Genomic DNA, 19,049 nt, shown 5'->3' on the forward strand with positions numbered 1-19,049 from the left:
CTTCTTATTATATAGGATCAAAATTTAAGCTTCAGGGTCTTGATCTCATAAGGTTTCATCCTGAAGGATACCTTTCTTCCGTCAGGCTGCAGTTCTTCCATATCCGCTTCCAGCATATCGCATTCGCAGACTGTCTTGATGTCCTCCGCAAAGGTCAGAGAAACCTCTGTCCTTCTGTTAAAACATTCGTAGAGTCTGACAATGACTGCCTCCTCTTCCTCCGCCTTTTTCACAACCTCAACCACCACATTCTCACGGCTGCAGGTTACAAAGGAATAGACATCCGGCAGTGTGCCGCCCTCATTGGCCTTTACGGCAGCCTCTAGAGGATTGTTCAGCAGATATGCCTGGTTTACGGTTCCCGCCTCCTTCCAGCTTCCCCGGTGCGGGTAGATGGAATAGGTGAAGGTATGGTGTTCTTTATCTGCCTCCGGATTGGGATATATGGCGGACTTCAGCATGGAAATGCCGATCACGCCGTCCCGGACGCTGCATCCGTACTTGCAGTCATTTAACACGCTGACGCCGTAACCGTCCTCAGACACATCCATCCACTTGTGTACACAAACCTCGAACTTTGCGAAATCCCATGAGGTGTTGGCATGGGTAGGACGTTTCACATTGCCATACTGGATCTCAAAAGATGCCTCGCTGGTGTGGATATCCACCGGGAACAGAGCCTTCACAAAAATCTGGTGCTCTTTCCAGTCTATCTCATTTTTGATATCAATGCGGGCTGTATCCTTATAAATGCAGATGTACTGACTGATTACGGAATCCAGATAATTCCTGGTTATTTTCAGGCACCCGCGAACCGGGCCGCACTCTGCTGCCTCTATCCCGGCCACGTCATCGATCTCCCAGGATTTTTCCGTGTAGTAATTGTTCAGATCCCAGGCGTCATAATTGTGGGGCCTGTCCTCATAGCTCATGAGCACATTGGCGGCTTTCCCTTCCGGTAAAAGCTCCCGGTCTGCTCTCTTGTCATAGATGCTGATGAACTGCCCCTTCTCGTTCAGATCAATGGAGAAAAATGCGTTCTCCATATGGGTTTCCGTTACCTGAATCTCTGATTCGTATTCTTCCTCTTTCTCTTCTATCAGGAAGGTTTTATACCCTTTTGCGGGAACATCCTTTGCGGTAAACATCCAGGTGCCGTCTGCCATCTTCTGTACGGGAAGGCATTCCTCCCCTGCCTTCACTGCAGGATATGAGATATCTTCCGGACACGGGAAGCACACCGCTTCCTCAGCGTTCATGCTGTTAGGGTTGTAAACTACGACAGAGTGTTTCGGCGCATTCACGTGCTCTGCCAGACTGCCCAGCCTTCTGTCAGTGTACTCCCGGTTGGCGCTTAAGATTGCTTCGTACTCCTCTTTGGAGTCATCGTAAACCTCTTTGATGGAAGATCCGGGAAGGATATCATGGAACTGGTTTCTCAGGATCACCTCCCAGCCCTCATGGATCTCTTTGTCCGGATACGCTTCTTTCAGCAGGTACTCGCCCAAAATACCGTACAGCTCCATGTTCTGGTAAGCAAATTCTGATCTGCGGTTATATTTTTTATTCCTTGCCATAGAGGTATACGTTCCTCTGTGATACTCCAGATAGAGTTCCCCTACCCAGGAGGGCAGATATTTTCGGTCTCTCACCTTTTTGTCCAGCACATGGAAGAACTGCTGTGAGGTGCTCATGACCGTCTTCGGGCAGCCCGGGATCCCTTTTGCCAGACGCCTCTGGTTTTCCAGCATATCCTTTGTGGGGCCGCCGCCTCCGTCTCCGTATCCGAAGCTGCACAGAACTTCGTCGTTTAAGTATTTCTGGCTGTAGCGCTTCCATGCCCCTTTCATCTGGGACGGATTGATATATCCGTTGTAGGTGGTGAAGTGCTCCGTCTCAAAGCCGCCCTCCACGGCGCCTTTGTTGTAATCCCTGGTGGGCACGAAATGCGTCAGTATCCTGGTACCGTCAATGCCCTCCCACTCAAAGGTGTCACAGGGCATTTTATTGAATTCATTCCAGCTTATCTTTGTGGTCATGAAATAGCGGATACCGCATTTTTCCATGATCTGAGGCAGAGCCGCGGAATAGCCGAACACATCAGGCAGCCACAGGATCTCATTGTCCTTTCCGAACTCATCCCTGAAGAAGCGTTTGCCGTGTACGAACTGACGAACCAGCGCCTCACCGGAGGCAATGTTGCAGTCAGCTTCCACGAACATACCGCCCTCCACTTCCCAGCGGCCTTCCTTCACCCGCTCCTTGATCTCCTCATAGACTTCCGGCGCGTTTTTCTTTACATATTTGTAGAGCTGGGGCTGGCTGGACATGAAGATGTATTCCGGATATCTGCGCATAAGCTCCAGTACCGTGGAAAAGCTTCTCACAGCTTTATCCTCTGTCACCTTAAGTGTCCACAGCCATGCACAGTCTATGTGGGTATGTCCCACGCAGTAGATATAAGCATCACTGTCCCCGCAGTGTTTGCCGTAAAATTCCCTGGTAATATACTCCTGTGCCTTTTCCAGACTCTCATAGTATTCCCCGGAGCCTTCTTTTCTGAAGTCCAGCAGATTCAGGGATTCATTCAGGCAGTTAAGGATGGTCAGATATGCCCTGTCATCCTCCGGCAGAAGTCTTGCCACCTCATAAGGTACAGATAAATCATAAAAATATTTCTCCGTTTTTCTGTCCAGTACCTTGATGGCCGAACAGAGCCTGAGGGAAAAGTTCTGGTCACCTGTGAAGGCTGACAGGATAATGCGGTATTCCTGTCCTGCACAGGCATTTTCCGTAAGGATGATCTCCCTGTGGTTCACATCCAGACCCTGGATCCTTTTTCCGTCTACGAAAATGGAAAACTGCGGGTTGGTGGCATCCCACTCCCCTTCTCTTCCTGTCATCAGTTCGTAGACTACACATTCCCCGTCAAACTCCGAAGGGATGACCACCTTTGTCTCAAACCAATAATACTCCCTGTGACCTCCCCAGAGCTGCTCCCTTGTAAGCCTCTCCCAGTCGGAGGTGTCAAGGTTCTCAAGATCCGTGAACGTATCCTCTGTCTTCTTCATTCTGTAATCCTGAATCTCGCAGGATCTGGGATAGATCTGCTCCTGCAGGTATTCCAGCAGTTTGCCGATTCGTTCTCTCATCAACACCATGTAAAAATTCCTCCCGTTTTCACATTATCCTTTTGCTGCACCCGCCATGGTAAATCCTTTTGACATATAGTTCTGTGAGAGAATGTACAGAAGGATGGAAGGCAGTGCGTAAATCGCGGAGTATGCGGCAAGAGGACCATACTGGATGGTACCGTGCTGTCCGAAAAACTGGTACAGCATAACAGATGCCGGCATCTTCTCCGGTGAACTTAACAATATGTAAGGAATAAAGAAATTCCCCCAGCTTCCGGAGAAGGTGTAGATAAATACCACACAGATTCCCGGAAACATCAGCGGCGCCACAATCTTACGGATAGACTTCATGGTAGTGGCACCATCCACCCAGGCAGCCTCCTCCAGCTCCACCGGCACTCCGTCCATAAAATTCTTCATAAGCCAGATACCGTAGGGCAGAGATGACGCTGACAAAAACAATACCAGCCCCGGAATGCTGTCCAGGAGTCCTACGCTCAGAAAAATTTTATATACAGGCACAGTGACCGCGATCATGGGAAGTGCTGTCATAAACAGAATAACATACATAAAGCCTTTTTTGTAGCTCAAATGATATCTGGATAAAGGATAAGCCGCAAGCCCTGAGATCAGCACCACGATCAGGGACTGGGCAAAGGAAATAACAAGACCTACGCCGAATCCCCGCAGGTTATCCGAGTTGGTCAGCACATCACTGTAATTGCTGAAAGTCCACTGCGCGGGCCATTTTAAAGCCTCACCTGCATTGGTATCCAGAGACGCGATCACTACCCACAGAAGCGGAAGGATAAACACAATCCCCACGATCACCAGAAATGCACAATGCAGGGTTTTTACCATCTTTTCACTCATTACGTTCCCTCCCTTACTGGTCCTTCAGAATTCTTGTATAGATCACACTGCACACAGCGCCTACGATCAAGATCAGCATACCGATCGCGGTACCGTATCCAAGCTGCAGCCCCTTTAAGCCCTGGTTGTACATGAATATGGGAAGGGTCGTGGTGGATGAACCGGGACCTCCTCCTGTCATGGCATAGATCAGACCGAAAACGCCCAGGGTAGACAGGGTATTCAGCATGGTATTAGTGGCAATGGTGTCCTTGATGCAGGGCACAATAATGCGGATCAGTGTCTGGAACCGGTTGGCCCCGTCCACTCTGGCTGCCTCCTCAATATCTCCGGACACATTGTCAAGGGCTGACTGGAAGTTCAGCATAGAAAATGCGGTGCCGTGCCATACATTGGCGATCACAACAGTCATCATGGGATGCTTGAACAGCCAGGATACTGCCGGTATGTGTACAGCGCCCAGGATCATGTTCATGGTTCCGTTGTCCTTGAAAAATGCCATGCAGCACAGGGCAACCACGATCTCCGGCATTACCCATCCGGCCAGGATGCAGGGTCCCACAACACTTCGCAGTCCCTTGGGTTTTCCCTTCATGAAATATGCGATCAGAAATCCCAGGATACTCTGTCCCAGAAGGCTGCCCACTAAAAAGAGCAGTGTGTTTTTGATACTGGTCATGGTGCTGGGGTCTGTGAGCATTCTCTTATAGTTCTCAAATCCGATAAATTCCACATTTTTTGCATTGGCTCCGCTGAGAGCCAGGTTGGTAAAAGAATAATATACCGTCAGTACGATCGGTATGATAAAAAAGCATAAAAGCAGCAGCACTGCCGGAAGCAGCAGGATAGATTTCTTCGCCTCATCTTTTATGACAGCCGCACGGCTTGGTCTTGCCATAAAGCGCCCTCCCTTCAATCATGAAAAAATATGGGCGGCGGCACTTTACGGTGCCGAAGCCGCCCAGTTGCTGAACCTGCCGGAATATCTTTCCGGACAGCCTTTTATTTCTCGGTTACATTGTCATCGCCCACGGCACGTGCCACATCCGTAGCGTACTGTGTCATGGCATCTTCCGGAGAGGTACCGGATACCACAGATTCCACCATGGTCTGGATGCTGGTGGTGACAGTGGAGTATTTGTCATTCTGCGGTCTGAAATCAGCGCTCTCCAAAAACTCTGTAGCAATCTGTTTAAAGGGCTGTGCGGAATAGGTCTCGTCACCGGCTACATCCTGTCTGGTGGCAATATTTCCCTGTGCAATAACAGCATCGGTGTAAACCTCCGGGTCCATAAGATGTTTGATGAATTCAAAGGTCTCATCCTTGGCATCTGCATTTTCCGGAATAGATAATGCCCAGCCGCCTGCCAGTGTAATGGTTTTCGGGTCCTGTCCCTCAGATGTGGGCATGGATGCGAATCCCAGTACATCCTTAGCCTCCGGCCACGGTGCTGCCCCTGTGTCAGTCCAGTTTCCTGTGATCCAGCTTCCGTCAAGGGAGATTGCCAGCTTGCCCTCCGGCAGGTACTCTCTTGCAGATGTATTGGAAGCCTGTCCGTTTAGTACAAGGGAGAGGTCCGGTCCGTATCCGTTGGTATAGATATCCTGCAGGAAGTTCAGGGAATCCAGAATACCCTGGCTCTTCACGATCCATTTATCATCATCGGAGAGCAGTCTCTCTCCGGTTCCGTAGAGCAGCATCTCATATGTCTGCATGGAAGTTGCCTCACCGGTTGCCACACCGGAGTTGCACCAGAAGGGCACTACATCGGGACACTTTTCCTTCACCGCTTTGCAGGCATCCAGGATATCGTTCCAGTTCTTTGGCTCCCAGTCCTGTCCTTCGCTGATCACACCGGCCTGTGCCAGAATGTCTCTGTTGTACCACAATCCTCTTGTATCTGTACAGTACGGAATACCGTATACAGAACCGTCCGCGCCAGTCACGCCTTTTTTCATGGATTCATAGTAGGAGGTATTCCAGTCCTCATAATCTTTCACGTAATCATCTAATTTTGTCAGGTAGCCTGCACTCACATCATTGGGAAGCTGGAAGGTGTCCTCACAAACCAGGTCCGGGCAGGTTTTCTTATCTGCAAGCTGAAGAGCCACTTTTGTAAAGTAATCTCCCTCCTGTGCCACGATAGGGGCTATATTTAACTCCACCGTATCTTTTTTATCCCAGGTGTCATATCCGTTCTGTATCCATTTCCAGAGAGCGCCGTCCTCACCCTGGCCGTCATCCCTGAAGCAGAAGGTAATGGTCTTCTTACCGCTGTCTGCCTCTTTCTTCTCATTTCCTCCGGTGGAGGCTTCCTTGTCACTTCCTCCGCCGCAGGCGGTAAGCCCTGCTGCCATCACGACTGCCAAAGACAGGCCCATCACTTTTTTCATCTTCATACTCGTTCTCTCCTTTTCCGTGTTTTTTTGATGAAACAAGAATACCATTTTTTTCCGGTACAGTATATTCCACTTATTTAAAAAAGGGGGTCATTTTTGACCACCCTTAACGTTTTTTAATAATAATGAGTTTCACAGCGTTCTGCAGTTCCCGTGCTGTGTCCTCCGGCGGGGTGCCTCTGACCTCCATCAGTTCATAGAGACTCTCTGACACCTGCTGCGCGATCTCAAACCAGGAATTGTTGGTCTCTGCACACCATCCTTCGTTAATGTAACGGTCCAGAAACTCTGTCCCCTCGTCCGGCCCCACGCGCTTTGCCTGGTACGGCACCGCAGCCTTTACGGGCAGAGTATCCATGACATTGCAGATTCTCTCCTGAATCTCATCTCGATAGAGATAGGTGAGAAAACGGTAAGCCTCCCGGTCCGCATAACCCGTCACCCCAATATTTTCCCCTGAGAGCATCAAAGATTCCCTCACGTCTCCCGGCAGCGGTATGATACCCGCTGAAAATTCCATTCGTGAGCTTCTGAGAATCGTGGAGGCGCTGAGCCTGTTTGCCATCATCAGCACCTTCCCCTCAGCGAAAGAGCGGGCTACATCCGCCTCCGTGAGATTAATGGTCTGCTTTCCTACATACCGGCTCCTCTTCAGCTCCTCCAGAATACCGGCCGCCCTGATCCCGCCTTCCTGGTCTATGGTGTTTAAACTGCCTCCGCAGGCATAAAGCAGTGCTCTGTAGAAAGCGTAGATTTCCTCAGGACGCTTTGCCGCGAATCCGAACTTGTCCCCAACGCTGTCCTGCAGTGCACTGCAGGTATCCAGAAGCCCATCCCAGTCTTCCGGGGCTGACAGCCCGTTCTCCCTGAACACATCGCTGTTGTAAAAAAGTACATAAGGATCACAGGTAAAGGGAATGCCATAATATTTTCCGTCATCCATGGTGGTGTTCCACAGCTTCTGGAAGTTCATACTGTCCTGGCAGCATGTTTCCACATACGCGGAAATATCGGCAAACACTCCCATATCAATGAGAGCAGGCATCATCCCGTTATCACATATGATCAGGTCCGCCGTTCTGCCGTTATCCATGCGGAGACAGATTTCTTTCTTAAAGTTCTCCTTTGGGATGAACTCCATGTTCACCTTGGCACAGCCGGAGCGGCTGGAATAATTTTCTGCCACTTCCTTCAAAATCTGCTGGTGCAGTTTTGTCTCATAGGCGCAGAGCACGTAAATCTGCTTTTTCTGCACCTCTTCCGCCTCCGATTCCTCTTTTTCTCCCTTCTCCGGCCAAAAGAGAAAGGCGGACACAGCCAACACACACAGAAGGAAGGCAGCAAAATACCCTTTTTTCTTCATTTTGCATTCTCCCTTTTGTATTCCGAGGGCGTGACACCGCAGAGCTTTTTAAAGACTTTCACGAAATATTTCTGGTCATGGAATCCCACCATCTCAGCCACCTCATAAACCTTATAGTTGCCGGACAGAAGCAGGCGCTTGGCTGTACTGACCCTGAAATTCTGCAGAAAGGAGGTGAAATTCACCCCGGTCTCCCTGCAGAAAATGCGGCTTAAATATTCCGGTGTGACACAGCATCCCTCCGCTGCCTCGGACAGTGTAATGTCCCTCTGGTAATTGCTGCGGATAAAGTCAATCACATTGAGTATCATGCCATTCTCTGTAATATCAAGGGTGTCCCTGCTGCTGGCAACCGCGTTCATGATCTTCTCAAACTGATATCTCACCTCTCTTTTTGAAGTGCTCCTGGCTATATTCTCCATGATATAGGAGGTATCATCCACTGCTTCCAGGCTGCCTCTGGTCTCCCCTGCCACCCTGAGGATTCCGGCTGCAAACCTGAGGACATACTCCCGGATGCAGGCAGGCCTTCCCTCGCTGTCGATCACATACCTGGCAAACTGCTCCCCGATCATGCGCACCTTGTCATACCGCCCGCTGCGGATCTCCCGGTAAATGCTCTGCTCCAGATAATCCGGATATTCCAGTTCCCTGTACACAGCGGACTCCACCAGTTCCCTGCTCAGTATGGTTTCATCCGGCAGAGAAAACGCGTACTGCATCATGTCTTTCAGCTCCTCAAGCTTCTCATTCAGTCCGGTAAGCCCGTAAAGGGTCCCGTAGCTGCAGTGGCATTCCGTGATCTGGCAGAGAGAATGATAGATTCTGGTCTTAAAGATCTTGAACAGGTTTTTATTTCTCTCCGTATCTGTCAGCATCACTAAAAACCCCTGCTGTCTCGGCAGAGGCATTACATAATAGTTTTCCATGCAGAAGGAATCCAAAAGCTCTGTGGTGTGTTTCTGGAGTTCACTCCCCGTCTCATTTGCCAGACTGCACGGATAGATCAGAAAAAGTGAAATCTGTGTTCGGTCATCCACCTGCAGGGTTTCCCTGAGAATCGGTTCTGCCTGCTGCCTGTCTATATCCGTTCCGGTAAAATAGGTCCACAGAAGCTGTTCCGCAGAGACCTTTTCCACCCGGTTTTTCTCAATGTTTCCCTCCGCCTTGTGCAGCACTTCCAGAAAATCATCCACCTCCAGAGGTTTCAGCACATACTCCACCACCTGCAGCTTCAGTGCTCTTCTGGCGTATTCAAACTCCGAATATCCGGTCAAAAGGACAGCCTGTACCGCGATCCCTTCCTCCAGAATCTTTTCCAGCATCTCAAGACCGCCCATGACCGGCATCTTTATGTCTGAGATGACCAGGTCCGGTCTGTATTTTCTCACTGCCTCCAGCCCTTCTTTTCCGTTTCCGCAGACTGCTGCCACCTCATACTCTGTATCCCGGGCGAGTATGTTTAAGATCCCTTCTCTTGACTTCGGTTCATCCTCTACTACGATTATCTTCATATTGTTCCTCCTACTCATAGGGAATCAGAATGGTTATAACAGTCCCTTCCTGGCTCGACTCCACGTGAAAGCTCCCCTGCTCCCCGTAATAAAGCTTGATCCTTGTTATCACATTGCGCACACCGATGCTGGATTCTATGCGCTCTTTCTTATAATCAAAATGATTGAAATATTCTGCCTGCCCCTCCTCCATGCCTTTTCCGTTGTCTTTCACCACTATGGATATTTTATGCTCTCCTGCCTTTGTCAGGCGGATATTGATCTCATCCATACCTGTATTTCCCGGAAAACCATGGACCAGCGTATTTTCCAGAAGAGGCTGTATGAGCAGCTTGTGGATTCTGCACTTCATCAGATTCTCATCGGCCTCCACAGTACAGATAAAGGAATATTCAAATCTCTGCTGCTGGAGGTATACATACCGCTTCAGATATTCCAGTTCATCCCGAATCTCCACGATCTCATTGCTTTTGTGAATGCTGTATCTTAAGATCAGTGCCAGGCTGGTGAGCATTTTGCTGATGCTGTACTCTTTTCTGTCGATGGCGACCCAGTTGATGGCATCCAGGGTATTGTACAGAAAATGTGGGTTTATCTGGGCTTCCAGGGATTTTATCTCCGCGTATTTTTCCCGTACCAGGGCCTCCTTTTCCTGCTCATTGGATGTGCGTATCTGGCTGAGCATACTGTTAAAGTGTCTGCCGATCCTGGCGAACTCGTCCATACCCTCCTCCGGGACGCGCACCTCCATGTTCCCCTCATTGGCCTTGTCCATTGCATTTAAGATGGGCTTCACAGAGCGGTCCATGTCTTTCGAGAAGGAGACGGCAATAAGCACGCAGATAACCCCTGCCAAAAGCCCCACCAGCACAATCAGGAAGGTCAGGTTATGCAGGTCCTTCAGCACGTAATTCAAGTCCCGCACATTTACCACATAAAAGGTCTGGTTCTGGACCCCTTTGCTGCGGGCGGACAGGCTTGCACCCTGAGGGTACCGGTTGTTCTCCACAAATTTCTGGGCTGCCTGCTCTATCTCTTCTTTGCTTCTCTCTTTTTTCTCCTCCCCGGCAAATATGTTTCTTTCCCCGTAATTGCCTTCCGGATAAGAGATAATATCACCATACCGGTTCACCACAAATGTAATATTGGATTTTGTGCTGCCCTGTTTATATACATCACACAGTGCTTTTTCATCCACACACAATAAAATGCACCCAACAGGCCCCTCCTTATAATCGTTGAAGTCTGTGAGCTGATGCGCCACATAGAAATAGTCTTTCTCCCCGTATCTGGTGTCCAGCTTGTGGTAGGTTCTGGAATAGACGGTCTGCTTCTCCGCATAGGCCTGTTTTACCATCTCATTGTTTCTGATGTTGTCCAGGTCAAAGCAGAAGCTCTCCGCGCCGGACAGGGTCATGCTGTCGTAGAAGCATACATCACCGTAAATGCCGGTGACTGCAATGCCCAGTATATTTTTGTTTATGTATACAATGTTCTGCAGATTTTCCTCTATCTTATGTTTTGCCAGGTAAAATCCGCTGCTGTCCCAAATGTTGATGGGCTTTAAATTGTCCACATAGGTCTGGTCTGTGTAGATGTCCTGTATGAGATTCTCAAAGGTATCCAGAAAGTTCTGCACATTTCCGGATGACTGTTCCAGATTGGCTTCAATCAGTTCCCCGGTCTGCCTGGTTATGGTTGAGGCACTCTGTCTGTAGGAAATCAGCAGAACGAATATGATAGGGACCAGGGAAACACCTAAAAGAAGCACAAGCATACGCCTGCCAATCCCCAGTCTCTGCAGTCTTTTATTCAAAATAGGTCTCTTCTCCTCCTTTGGCTTTTATGTGTGGTTTTATGTCCGTACGGATTTTAGGGATATTTTCCCATTATGAGATACTTCTTCATTTTACAGTATGTTTTCTTCCGTGCCAAGGTGGAGATATTTGACTTTTGGGGTGTATTCTATATATAATAAATGAAGCGATATACAGGCTGCTGTCTACAGAAAACTTTTATGATAAGGCGGAAACGCAGATGAACAGTAAGATTAAAATTATTGAGGACCTTTCCCTGAATGCATGGCCCTCACATCAGATGCAGATATATGACGGATGGATTCTCAGATTTTCTTATTTTTATACCCACAGGACGAACTGTGTGGAGCAGATTGGTCTCTCTTCCATTCCACTAAGGGATAAGATTGCGTACTGTGAGGAGGTTTATGCCAAATGGGGGACTCCCACCATCTTTAAGATCAATCCTCTGATGGACAGCTCTTTTGACCAGAAGCTTATGGAACGGGGGTACCATACTGCCCATACCACAGAGGTGATGACAATGGATCTGGAAAAGTATAAGGTGCAGAAGCCGGCAAGACCGGTGTTTCTCAGCCGGGAGATTTCTCCGGATTGGCTGAATGGGCTTTTTTCACTGAAGGGGACTGTGAATGAGGTGCACAGAAGGATTGTGCCGTCTATGTACCGGGCGATTCCTAAGGATACTATCTTTGCGTCTATTTATGATGGGGGGAGGATCATCGGGACCGGGCTGGGGATTTTGGACAGGGATTATGTGGGGATTTATGCAATTCATGTGGATGAAAGGTATCGGAGGCAGCATTTGGGGGAGTCTATTTGCAGGTCTATATTGAATTCGGCGATTGATGAAGGGGCTACGGAGGGGTATCTTCAGGTGGTGGAAGGGAATGAGGGGGCACGGAAGTTGTATGAGGGGTTGGGGTTTGGGTATTTTTATACGTATTGGTTTCGGCAGGAGTATTAGGGCGGACAGGGGGATTCAAATGGGACGGAGAAGCGTGCCGTGGGAGCGAGGGCGGGTGTGGGTATGGGACAGACGAAGCGTTCCGCTGCACAGAAGCTAACCTGCTCTCATTCACTAAGCTCGTCGGCAATGGCCTCCTCGCTAAGTGACTGAGGCAGGTGGATCTTCTGCGCGCTCCACTGAGACATCGCCTGTCCCATACCCACACCCGCCCTCGCTCCCACGGCACGCTTCTCCTGATTTTGAAGGGCTGTCGGTTTATTGTATCGTATTCAGGGCCTTTTTTGCATTTCTTCAATGCGTTTTTTTGCGTAGTTTATTAGGATCTTTTTACTTTTCTTGGTAGTTCATCTTTTTTCCTTAACTTTTAAATGTTTATATGGAATCGATCTGGCTGGGGGCGGTTGTTGTGATCAGGTTGGTTTTTACGGAGGCGAGCCAGGTTTCTATGGATTGGGCCAGGAGGTATTGCTGGTGCAGGACGGCTTTGGCGGTTTCGGGAATTTGGGGGTTGGAGGTTTTTTCGGTTATGTTTTGTTCCAGGTTGGTTTTTAGGGTTTTTATGCCGGATGCAATGTTTTCGAGGCAGATTTTCTGGGTCTCGGGGGGGAGATTGTCCAGGTTTACCATGACAGCGTTGAAGTCCAGGAAGATGTTGATGGGCTGGGTGGAGATTCCCAGCATCAGGGTTTTGAATTCCTGCTCGCCGGCTTCGGTCAGGGAATAGACGGCTTTTTCCGCCATGTTTCCCTCTTTTACCATGGTGCTCCTGATGTAGCCTTTTTTCTCAAGCTGGATCACCTTTTTGTAGATGGAGGGGGTGCTGATCTTTACCCAGCGGGATATGTTTCGGTACTCTACCAGTTTTTGAATGTCGTATGCGCTTAGCGGCTCTTTTTTTACAATTCCCAGTACGATTAAATCTATGGTTGCCATGTGGTTACCTTCCTTTTTTATATTTTTCTTGACAGTTACTATAAATTATAGTATTATTTAGCTCAACTTGTTTTTACTATAATTTATAGTATTATATTTTATAACTGCTGTCAAGCAAAAAGAAAGGAGTTTGTAACGGTACCGTTACAGAAATCATGATTATGAGTGAAGGAAATAAAAAAATGGAACTGCTGGGCAGCGCACCTGTATGGAGGGCGCTTTTGGCAATGGGGCTTCCCACGATGATCGGGATGATGATCAATGCCTTGTATAATCTGGTGGATGCTTATTTTGTGGGGGGACTGGGGACGAGTCAGATGGGGGCAATCTCTGTGGCGTTTCCCATTGGGCAGGTTGTGGTGGGTCTCGGGCTGTTGTTTGGTAACGGGTCTGCCTCTTATATCTCCCGGCTTTTGGGAAGGGGAGACAGGAAAACGGCAGATCAGGCGGCAAGTACGGCCCTGTACAGCAGTATTGCGGTTGGTGCCCTGTTGATTCTGTGTACGGTTGTCTTTCTGCATCCCCTTTTGAAGATGCTGGGGGCAACGGAAAGTATTCTGCCTTATGCGGAGGAGTATACGCGTATCTATGTGGTGTTCTCCATTTTTAATGTGTTTAATGTGACAATGAATAATCTTGTGACCAGTGAGGGGGCTGCGAAAACCACTATGTTTACGCTGCTTGCCGGCGCTGTGCTGAATATTGTTCTGGACCCTGTCTTTATCTATGTTCTGGATTTTGGTGTGGCCGGTGCTGCGGCTGCTACGGCTATCTCCCAGATTGTCTCTTCTCTGGTATACCTGGGTTATATTCTCAGGAAAAAAAGTATCTTCAGTTTCCGTATCCGTGCGTGCTGTTTCTCCAAAGAGATCATGTCTGAAATATTGAAGATCGGTATTCCCACTATGGTATTCCAGCTTCTGACAAGTCTCTCCATCTCCCTCATTAATTTTCAGGCTAAGGAATACGGGGACTCTGTCATTGCAGGTATGGGGCCTGTGACAAGGATCATTTCTGTGGGGAGCCTTATGGTCTTTGGCTTTATGAAAGGTTTCCAGCCCATTGCGGGATACAGCTACGGGGCAAAAAAATATGAGCGTCTCCACGAGGCCATACGGCTCTCCATTATCTGGTCCACTGTTTTCTGCGTGATCTATGGGGTATTGGCATCTCTGTTCTCCGCGAATATCATCTCTCAGTTTACAAAGGGGGATCTGGAAATGGTCAGAATCGGCGCCAGGGCCCTGAGCGCAAACGGCCTGTCCTTCCTGCTGTTCGGTTTCTACACGGTGTACTCCTCACTGTTTCTGGCTCTTGGCAAAGGGAAAGAGGGCTTTATCCTGGGGGCCTGCAGACAGGGCATCTGCTTTGTGCCGTTCATTCTGCTCCTTCCCCTCTTTGCAGGTGTCAGCGGAATCCTGTACGCACAGCCGGCTGCAGACGTCATCTCTGCTGTGATCACTGTCTTCATGGCAATACGTCTTCACAGAGAACTTGGATTCTAAACTTGACTCCGGAGAAATTCTGTGCCATAATTAATTAAACGTACGGTTAATTAATTACAGAAAGGCAGTTTTATGGCAAGGAAAAAAGTACCGGAGAACTATGAGAAAATGAAACAGGGAATCATACAGGCAGCCATCGAGATCATGGTAAAGAGGAGCATGACCGAGTTCAGCCTGACCGATGTGGCGAAAAAAGTTGGTCTGACAAAGGCTGCCATCTACTGGTATTTCCCAAACAAAAATGCCCTGGTCGATGAAGTAGCCCGGAGCATTTACGATACCTATATCGGATACATAGAAAAAATCAGCGGCAGCCCTCTGAGTTCCTGTGAAAAACTCCGCAGGATCGTTCTCGGGGAGGAGGACACCATACAGGCTGCCCTGATGTGTGTCTTTCCCATCAAATTCTATCTGGAATCCTACTCCGAAAGCCACGTGGTCAAGACACTGATCAAAAGCGGCTATGAAAAATACAATGCCCTCATCACTGCAGTTCTGGAAGAAGGCATCCGAAACGGGGAGTTCCAGACCTGCCTGCCGGTTTCCGAGCTGGCTAAATTCATCACAGGAGCCATTGACGGACTGGCCTTTCAGAACCTGCTGGTCTCCTCCGAAAAACCGGAGGTACCCAGATCCCTCCTATTTTCCGTATTGGATCGTATCCTGACCCCCATTCACCCAACACCAAGAAAAGAGGTCTCAAATGACTAAAAAAAGAAATTTGTGGAACATCCTGCTGGCATCCCCGTTTATCCTGGCTGTCCTGACCTGTTTCATCGTAAACTTTGCCCTGGACCGGCAGTTTAGCTGGTCCCTCCTGACAGCAGCCAGTTGTCTCTACGCCTATCTGATGCTGTATACCCTCATATTCGGCGGGAAACACCGTATCCTTTTCACATACCTGGTCCTGGCCATCCTGCTGATTCCCTTCCTCTATATTATAGAATACACAGCCAATCTCTACCTCCCCCAGCCCATATACTGGACAACAAGACTCGGCATCCCCGTAAGCCTGGCCTGGCTGGCCGCACTTGCAGTCACTGCCCTTCTCAAAACCCTGACACACGCTAACGGATTCCTGACAACCGGTTACTTCATCCTTGCCTTCTACGCCGCAGAGCGCTGCACCAACAACAGGATTGATGCCTTCATCGGCTCCAATGACTCCTGGAGCCTCTCCGACCACTACCCCATCCTCTACTTCTCAGCCGCCGCTCTCTTCCTCCTACTGGGCCTCATCACCACCGCCGTAAAACGTTCACGCTCCCGCGCCTGATGCCTCCCCTAGGCCTCATCATCACCACCCGGAAAATACTCACGCCCCGCGCCTGAGGCCTCCCTGGGCCTCATCATCACCGCCCGTAAAATACTCACACCCCCGCGACTGATGCCTCCCCTGGGCCTCATCATCATCACCCGTAATATACTCACACCCCTGCGCCTGATGCCTCTCTCCTCCCACGCAAAAAGAGATACAGCATTCCATCACCCGACGAATGCCATATCTCTCTTTTAAAAAACCACTCACCATTGTCCTTCCACTTTCCACACAGAAGCTTCCGCTCTAAAACGCCAGGCGGAGCAGTGGATGGGAAGGCGGGGAACCGGTTCGGGGGGAGCGATGTCTCAGTGGAGCGCCCGGGAGATCCACCGTCCCCCCTTAACCAAAATTCCTACCTAAACACCAATTCCCCCAACTGCAGATCCCTCTTAAACCCGCGAATCTTCGTATCCCCATCAATATAAACCGCTTCAATCCCCATAGCCGCAGCCCAGTCACCCATCTGCTCAGCCGTAATATCATAAGAGAACGCCGTATGATGCGCCCCTCCTGCCAGAATCCAGGCTTCCGCACCTGTAGCCAGATCCGGCTTCGGTGTCCAGAACGCTGTAGCCACCGGCAGCTTCGGCATGGCCTTCTCTGTCTTCTTACAATCCACCTCATTAATGATCAGACGGAACCTGTTCCCCAGATCGATCAAAGATGCAGCGATGGCCGGACCGGTCTTAGCTGTGAATACAAGACGCGCCGGGTCTTCCCTGTCTCCCATGCTCAGCGGATTCACCTTAATGCTGATCGGACCGTCAGAAATAGTCGGGCACACTTCCAGCATATGCGCCTGCAGAATTCCTTCCTTACCCGGAACCAGATTATATGTATAATCCTCCATAAAGGAAGTACCCTTTGCACCTTCCATACCTGCTGTCATAATCTTCATCAGACGCACCATAGCTGCAGTCTTCCAGTCACCCTCTCCGCCGAAACCGTAACCTTTTTCCATCAGCCTCTGAATAGCCAGTCCCGGAAGCTGTTTCAGGGAACCCAGATCACCGAAATGTGTTACGATCGCCTGATAATTTTTCTCCTCCAGGAATCTCTCAAATCCGATTTCGATCTGTGCCTGCACTGCCACGTGACGCTTGAACTCTTCCGGATCTCTGCCTTCCAGAAGAATCTCATATTTATCGTAATACTCTTCCACCAAAGCGTCCGTATCACCCTTTGACACAGCTTCCACTGCCTCTGCGATCTCATTTACCGGATAAGCGTCAATTTCCCATCCGAACTTGATCTGGGCCTCTACCTTGTCACCTTCTGTCACAGCTACATTTCTCATGTTGTCCGCAATTCTCATAACACGGATATGGCTGCTCTCCATAATACCTACTGCAGTGCGCATCCAGGACGCAATCTTTTCCTGTACTTTTTCATCGCTCCAATGGCCCACTACCACTTTGCGCTCAATCCCCATGCGGGACACAATGTGACCATATTCTCTGTCACCGTGGGCAGACTGGTTTTCATTCATAAAATCCATATCAATGGTATCATATGGGATTTCCTGGTTGAACTGTGTATGCAGATGCATCAGGGGTTTTCTGTACTCCTGCAGTCCCAGAATCCAGGACTTAGCCGGTGAGAAGGTGTGCATCCATGTGATGACACCTGCGCAGTCCTCATCGTCATTTGCCTCATTGAATGTCTTTCTGATAACCTCATTTGTGATCAGAGTTGGTTTCAGAACCACTTCGTAAGGAAGCACTCCTGATTTATTTAATTCCTCTACGATAATTCTGGAATGCTCAGCCACTTTTCTGAGGCACTCATCTCCGTACAGATCCTGAGAACCTGTTGCAAACCAAAACTTGTAATTTCTGCCTGTCTTCATTAAAATCGCCCTCCTGTTAGGTTTTCTGTTTCCTTTATCTTAAAACTTGTACGGTTATCTTTACAAGTTGTATTCACAGGAAGGGTACAAGTTTTTCAGTTGTATGTTTATGGCCGCATCCAGCCGTCCGGAAAGGTGATCCCATGCTTAAGCCCCCCGAAGTCCTCGGTCACATCGATCAGGGAACTGATATAACATCGGATTCTGTTGCTGCCGCCCCCTGCCTCCTTAAAAAGACGGCTGATGCGCTCCGCCACACGGAAACAGTTTTCCTGGGTAATGCCCGGAAGCATGACCAGAAACTGACAGGAGCTGTACCTGGTATATAAGTCTCCGCGGCGCAGGGACAGCTTCACCGCTGTCTGGAATTTTTCTGCTGCTTTACTGATCTTCTCTTCTTTTTCAATGGGAACTCCAAAACTGTCCGTCAGTGTGCACAGCATGAGAAATACAGACATCCCGGTCCTCTCCATCATACGCGTCATAATCCTGTAGGTATCAATAAAACTGGGCAGAGAGCAGAAATAAGCGCCTTTTCCCTTTGTCTTCTCCCTTAAGTCCCTGCGGATCTCCGACATATCTGAGGGAACCCCCTGTATCTGACTGCTCATGGCATGAAAGCGCTCCAGCATTTTCCCGGACGGATTTAAGCCAAACTCATTAAAATACAGGGATGCGGTCTCCTCATAGACCTTCAGTGCCTCTTTATGCCGGTTCAGGGCAAGGAGGCTGTCAATCCGCCAAAGCTGCCACTCCTCATAGGGATAGATAGAGGCCGCATGGGAGCTGATGTAAAGTATATCCTCATAGGCTCCGCGGTTTTTCAGAATGGAAAACAACTCCCGCATACAGTCAAAGTATAAGTCTCTGTACTTCACGCCTGCTATGACAGACCAGGCTTCCGCTGCGGAGGATGGCAGAAATTCCCCTTTATACAGACTGCAGGCTTCCTTTAAAAGCTCTTCCTTCTTCTCCCCGCTTTCCATGCAGGCCTCCTCGATGGCTGCCTCCATTTGATGGATATCCACCACTGCCTTAATATTCTCACTCCACCGGCATTTCCCCTTCTTTACAATAATGTACGCATCCTCCGGCATGCCTGCCTTTTTCAACTGTCTGCGGAGCCTGAAGATTGTATTGTTCAGACTGCTGTTCCCGTTTTCCACCCCATCCTTGCCGTAAAGAGCATCGATCAGCTCCGCCTTATCTATCCCCTCCCTTAAGTGCAGCATGAGAAGCTGAAATAACTGGATAAATTTTGCCGGGCTCCTCCTGTCAAAGACCACTGCCGCTCCCTCATAAGTAATGGAAAACCCCCCTAACATCCTTACCCTCATAATACCGATACTTTTTTCTCTCTCCATCTTTTT

15 protein-coding genes are annotated in these 19,049 nt (G+C 49.2%); 4 read left to right on the top strand and 11 right to left on the bottom strand.

Annotation, left to right across the window (positions count from 1 at the left end; translation table 11 throughout):
* Window positions 1-17: 17 nt before the first annotated feature.
* The 7 genes from WMO65_RS23020 to WMO65_RS23050 form a co-directional block, all read right to left on the bottom strand.
* Complete coding sequence (locus tag WMO65_RS23020) at window positions 18-3,161, bottom strand: alpha-mannosidase (protein ID WP_148392894.1); 3,144 nt, start codon at window positions 3,159-3,161, stop codon at window positions 18-20.
* A gap of 24 nt (window positions 3,162-3,185) precedes the next feature.
* Window positions 3,186-4,007: a carbohydrate ABC transporter permease gene (locus WMO65_RS23025; protein WP_052099733.1), complete on the bottom strand. Its 822-nt coding sequence runs from the start codon at window positions 4,005-4,007 to the stop codon at window positions 3,186-3,188.
* Window positions 4,008-4,020: 13 nt separating this feature from the next.
* Window positions 4,021-4,905: a carbohydrate ABC transporter permease gene (locus WMO65_RS23030; protein WP_148392893.1), complete on the bottom strand. Its 885-nt coding sequence runs from the start codon at window positions 4,903-4,905 to the stop codon at window positions 4,021-4,023.
* Between the two features lie 104 nt (window positions 4,906-5,009).
* On the bottom strand, window positions 5,010-6,407 hold the full coding sequence (locus WMO65_RS23035) for an extracellular solute-binding protein (RefSeq protein ID WP_148392892.1): 1,398 nt from the start codon (window positions 6,405-6,407) through the stop codon (window positions 5,010-5,012).
* Between the two features lie 106 nt (window positions 6,408-6,513).
* The gene (locus WMO65_RS23040; RefSeq protein ID WP_054351894.1) at window positions 6,514-7,770 is read right to left on the bottom strand and encodes an ABC transporter substrate-binding protein; all 1,257 of its coding nucleotides are present in this window, start codon (window positions 7,768-7,770) and stop codon (window positions 6,514-6,516) included.
* A complete protein-coding gene (locus WMO65_RS23045; protein ID WP_033143892.1) occupies window positions 7,767-9,284 on the bottom strand; it encodes a response regulator transcription factor in 1,518 nt (505 codons plus the stop codon). The genes WMO65_RS23040 and WMO65_RS23045 overlap by 4 nt, the downstream gene beginning before the upstream one ends.
* Before the next feature lie 10 nt (window positions 9,285-9,294).
* Window positions 9,295-11,100: a cache domain-containing sensor histidine kinase gene (locus tag WMO65_RS23050; protein WP_118593782.1), complete on the bottom strand. Its 1,806-nt coding sequence runs from the start codon at window positions 11,098-11,100 to the stop codon at window positions 9,295-9,297.
* 221 nt (window positions 11,101-11,321) lie between these two features.
* On the opposite strand from WMO65_RS23050, the gene WMO65_RS23055 reads away from it, so the two are divergent.
* The gene (locus WMO65_RS23055) at window positions 11,322-12,068 is read left to right on the top strand and encodes a GNAT family N-acetyltransferase (protein ID WP_033143900.1); all 747 of its coding nucleotides are present in this window, start codon (window positions 11,322-11,324) and stop codon (window positions 12,066-12,068) included.
* A 375-nt stretch (window positions 12,069-12,443) separates the two neighbouring features.
* Here the strand turns inward: WMO65_RS23055 and WMO65_RS23060 are convergent, their stop codons facing one another.
* Window positions 12,444-13,004, bottom strand: a complete 561-nt coding sequence (locus WMO65_RS23060; protein ID WP_148392891.1) for a PadR family transcriptional regulator — start codon at window positions 13,002-13,004, stop codon at window positions 12,444-12,446.
* 161 nt (window positions 13,005-13,165) lie between these two features.
* On the opposite strand from WMO65_RS23060, the gene WMO65_RS23065 reads away from it, so the two are divergent.
* The 3 genes from WMO65_RS23065 (at window position 13,166) to WMO65_RS23075 (ending at window position 15,785) form a co-directional block, all read left to right on the top strand.
* Entirely contained in the window at window positions 13,166-14,509 is a 1,344-nt protein-coding gene (locus tag WMO65_RS23065) for an MATE family efflux transporter (protein ID WP_148392890.1), read from the top strand.
* A gap of 72 nt (window positions 14,510-14,581) precedes the next feature.
* Window positions 14,582-15,220 (top strand): TetR/AcrR family transcriptional regulator, encoded by a 639-nt coding sequence (locus tag WMO65_RS23070; RefSeq protein WP_052099735.1) that lies wholly within the window; start codon window positions 14,582-14,584, stop codon window positions 15,218-15,220.
* Complete coding sequence (locus WMO65_RS23075) at window positions 15,213-15,785, top strand: hypothetical protein (RefSeq protein WP_148392889.1); 573 nt, start codon at window positions 15,213-15,215, stop codon at window positions 15,783-15,785. Before WMO65_RS23070 ends, WMO65_RS23075 begins: the two co-directional genes overlap by 8 nt.
* 39 nt (window positions 15,786-15,824) lie before the next feature.
* Here the strand turns inward: WMO65_RS23075 and WMO65_RS23080 are convergent, their stop codons facing one another.
* From WMO65_RS23080 to WMO65_RS23090, 3 genes are all read right to left on the bottom strand, one after another.
* Entirely contained in the window at window positions 15,825-16,058 is a 234-nt protein-coding gene (locus tag WMO65_RS23080; protein ID WP_148392888.1) for a hypothetical protein, read from the bottom strand.
* Window positions 16,059-16,182: 124 nt separating this feature from the next.
* Window positions 16,183-17,679, bottom strand: a complete 1,497-nt coding sequence (araA, locus tag WMO65_RS23085) for an L-arabinose isomerase (protein WP_148392887.1) — start codon at window positions 17,677-17,679, stop codon at window positions 16,183-16,185.
* A gap of 107 nt (window positions 17,680-17,786) precedes the next feature.
* Entirely contained in the window at window positions 17,787-19,043 is a 1,257-nt protein-coding gene (locus WMO65_RS23090; protein ID WP_052099736.1) for an AfsR/SARP family transcriptional regulator, read from the bottom strand.
* Window positions 19,044-19,049 lie beyond the last annotated feature (6 nt).

It is taken from the genome of Blautia caccae, assembly GCF_040095955.1.
Taxonomy (GTDB): domain Bacteria; phylum Bacillota; class Clostridia; order Lachnospirales; family Lachnospiraceae; genus Blautia; species Blautia celeris.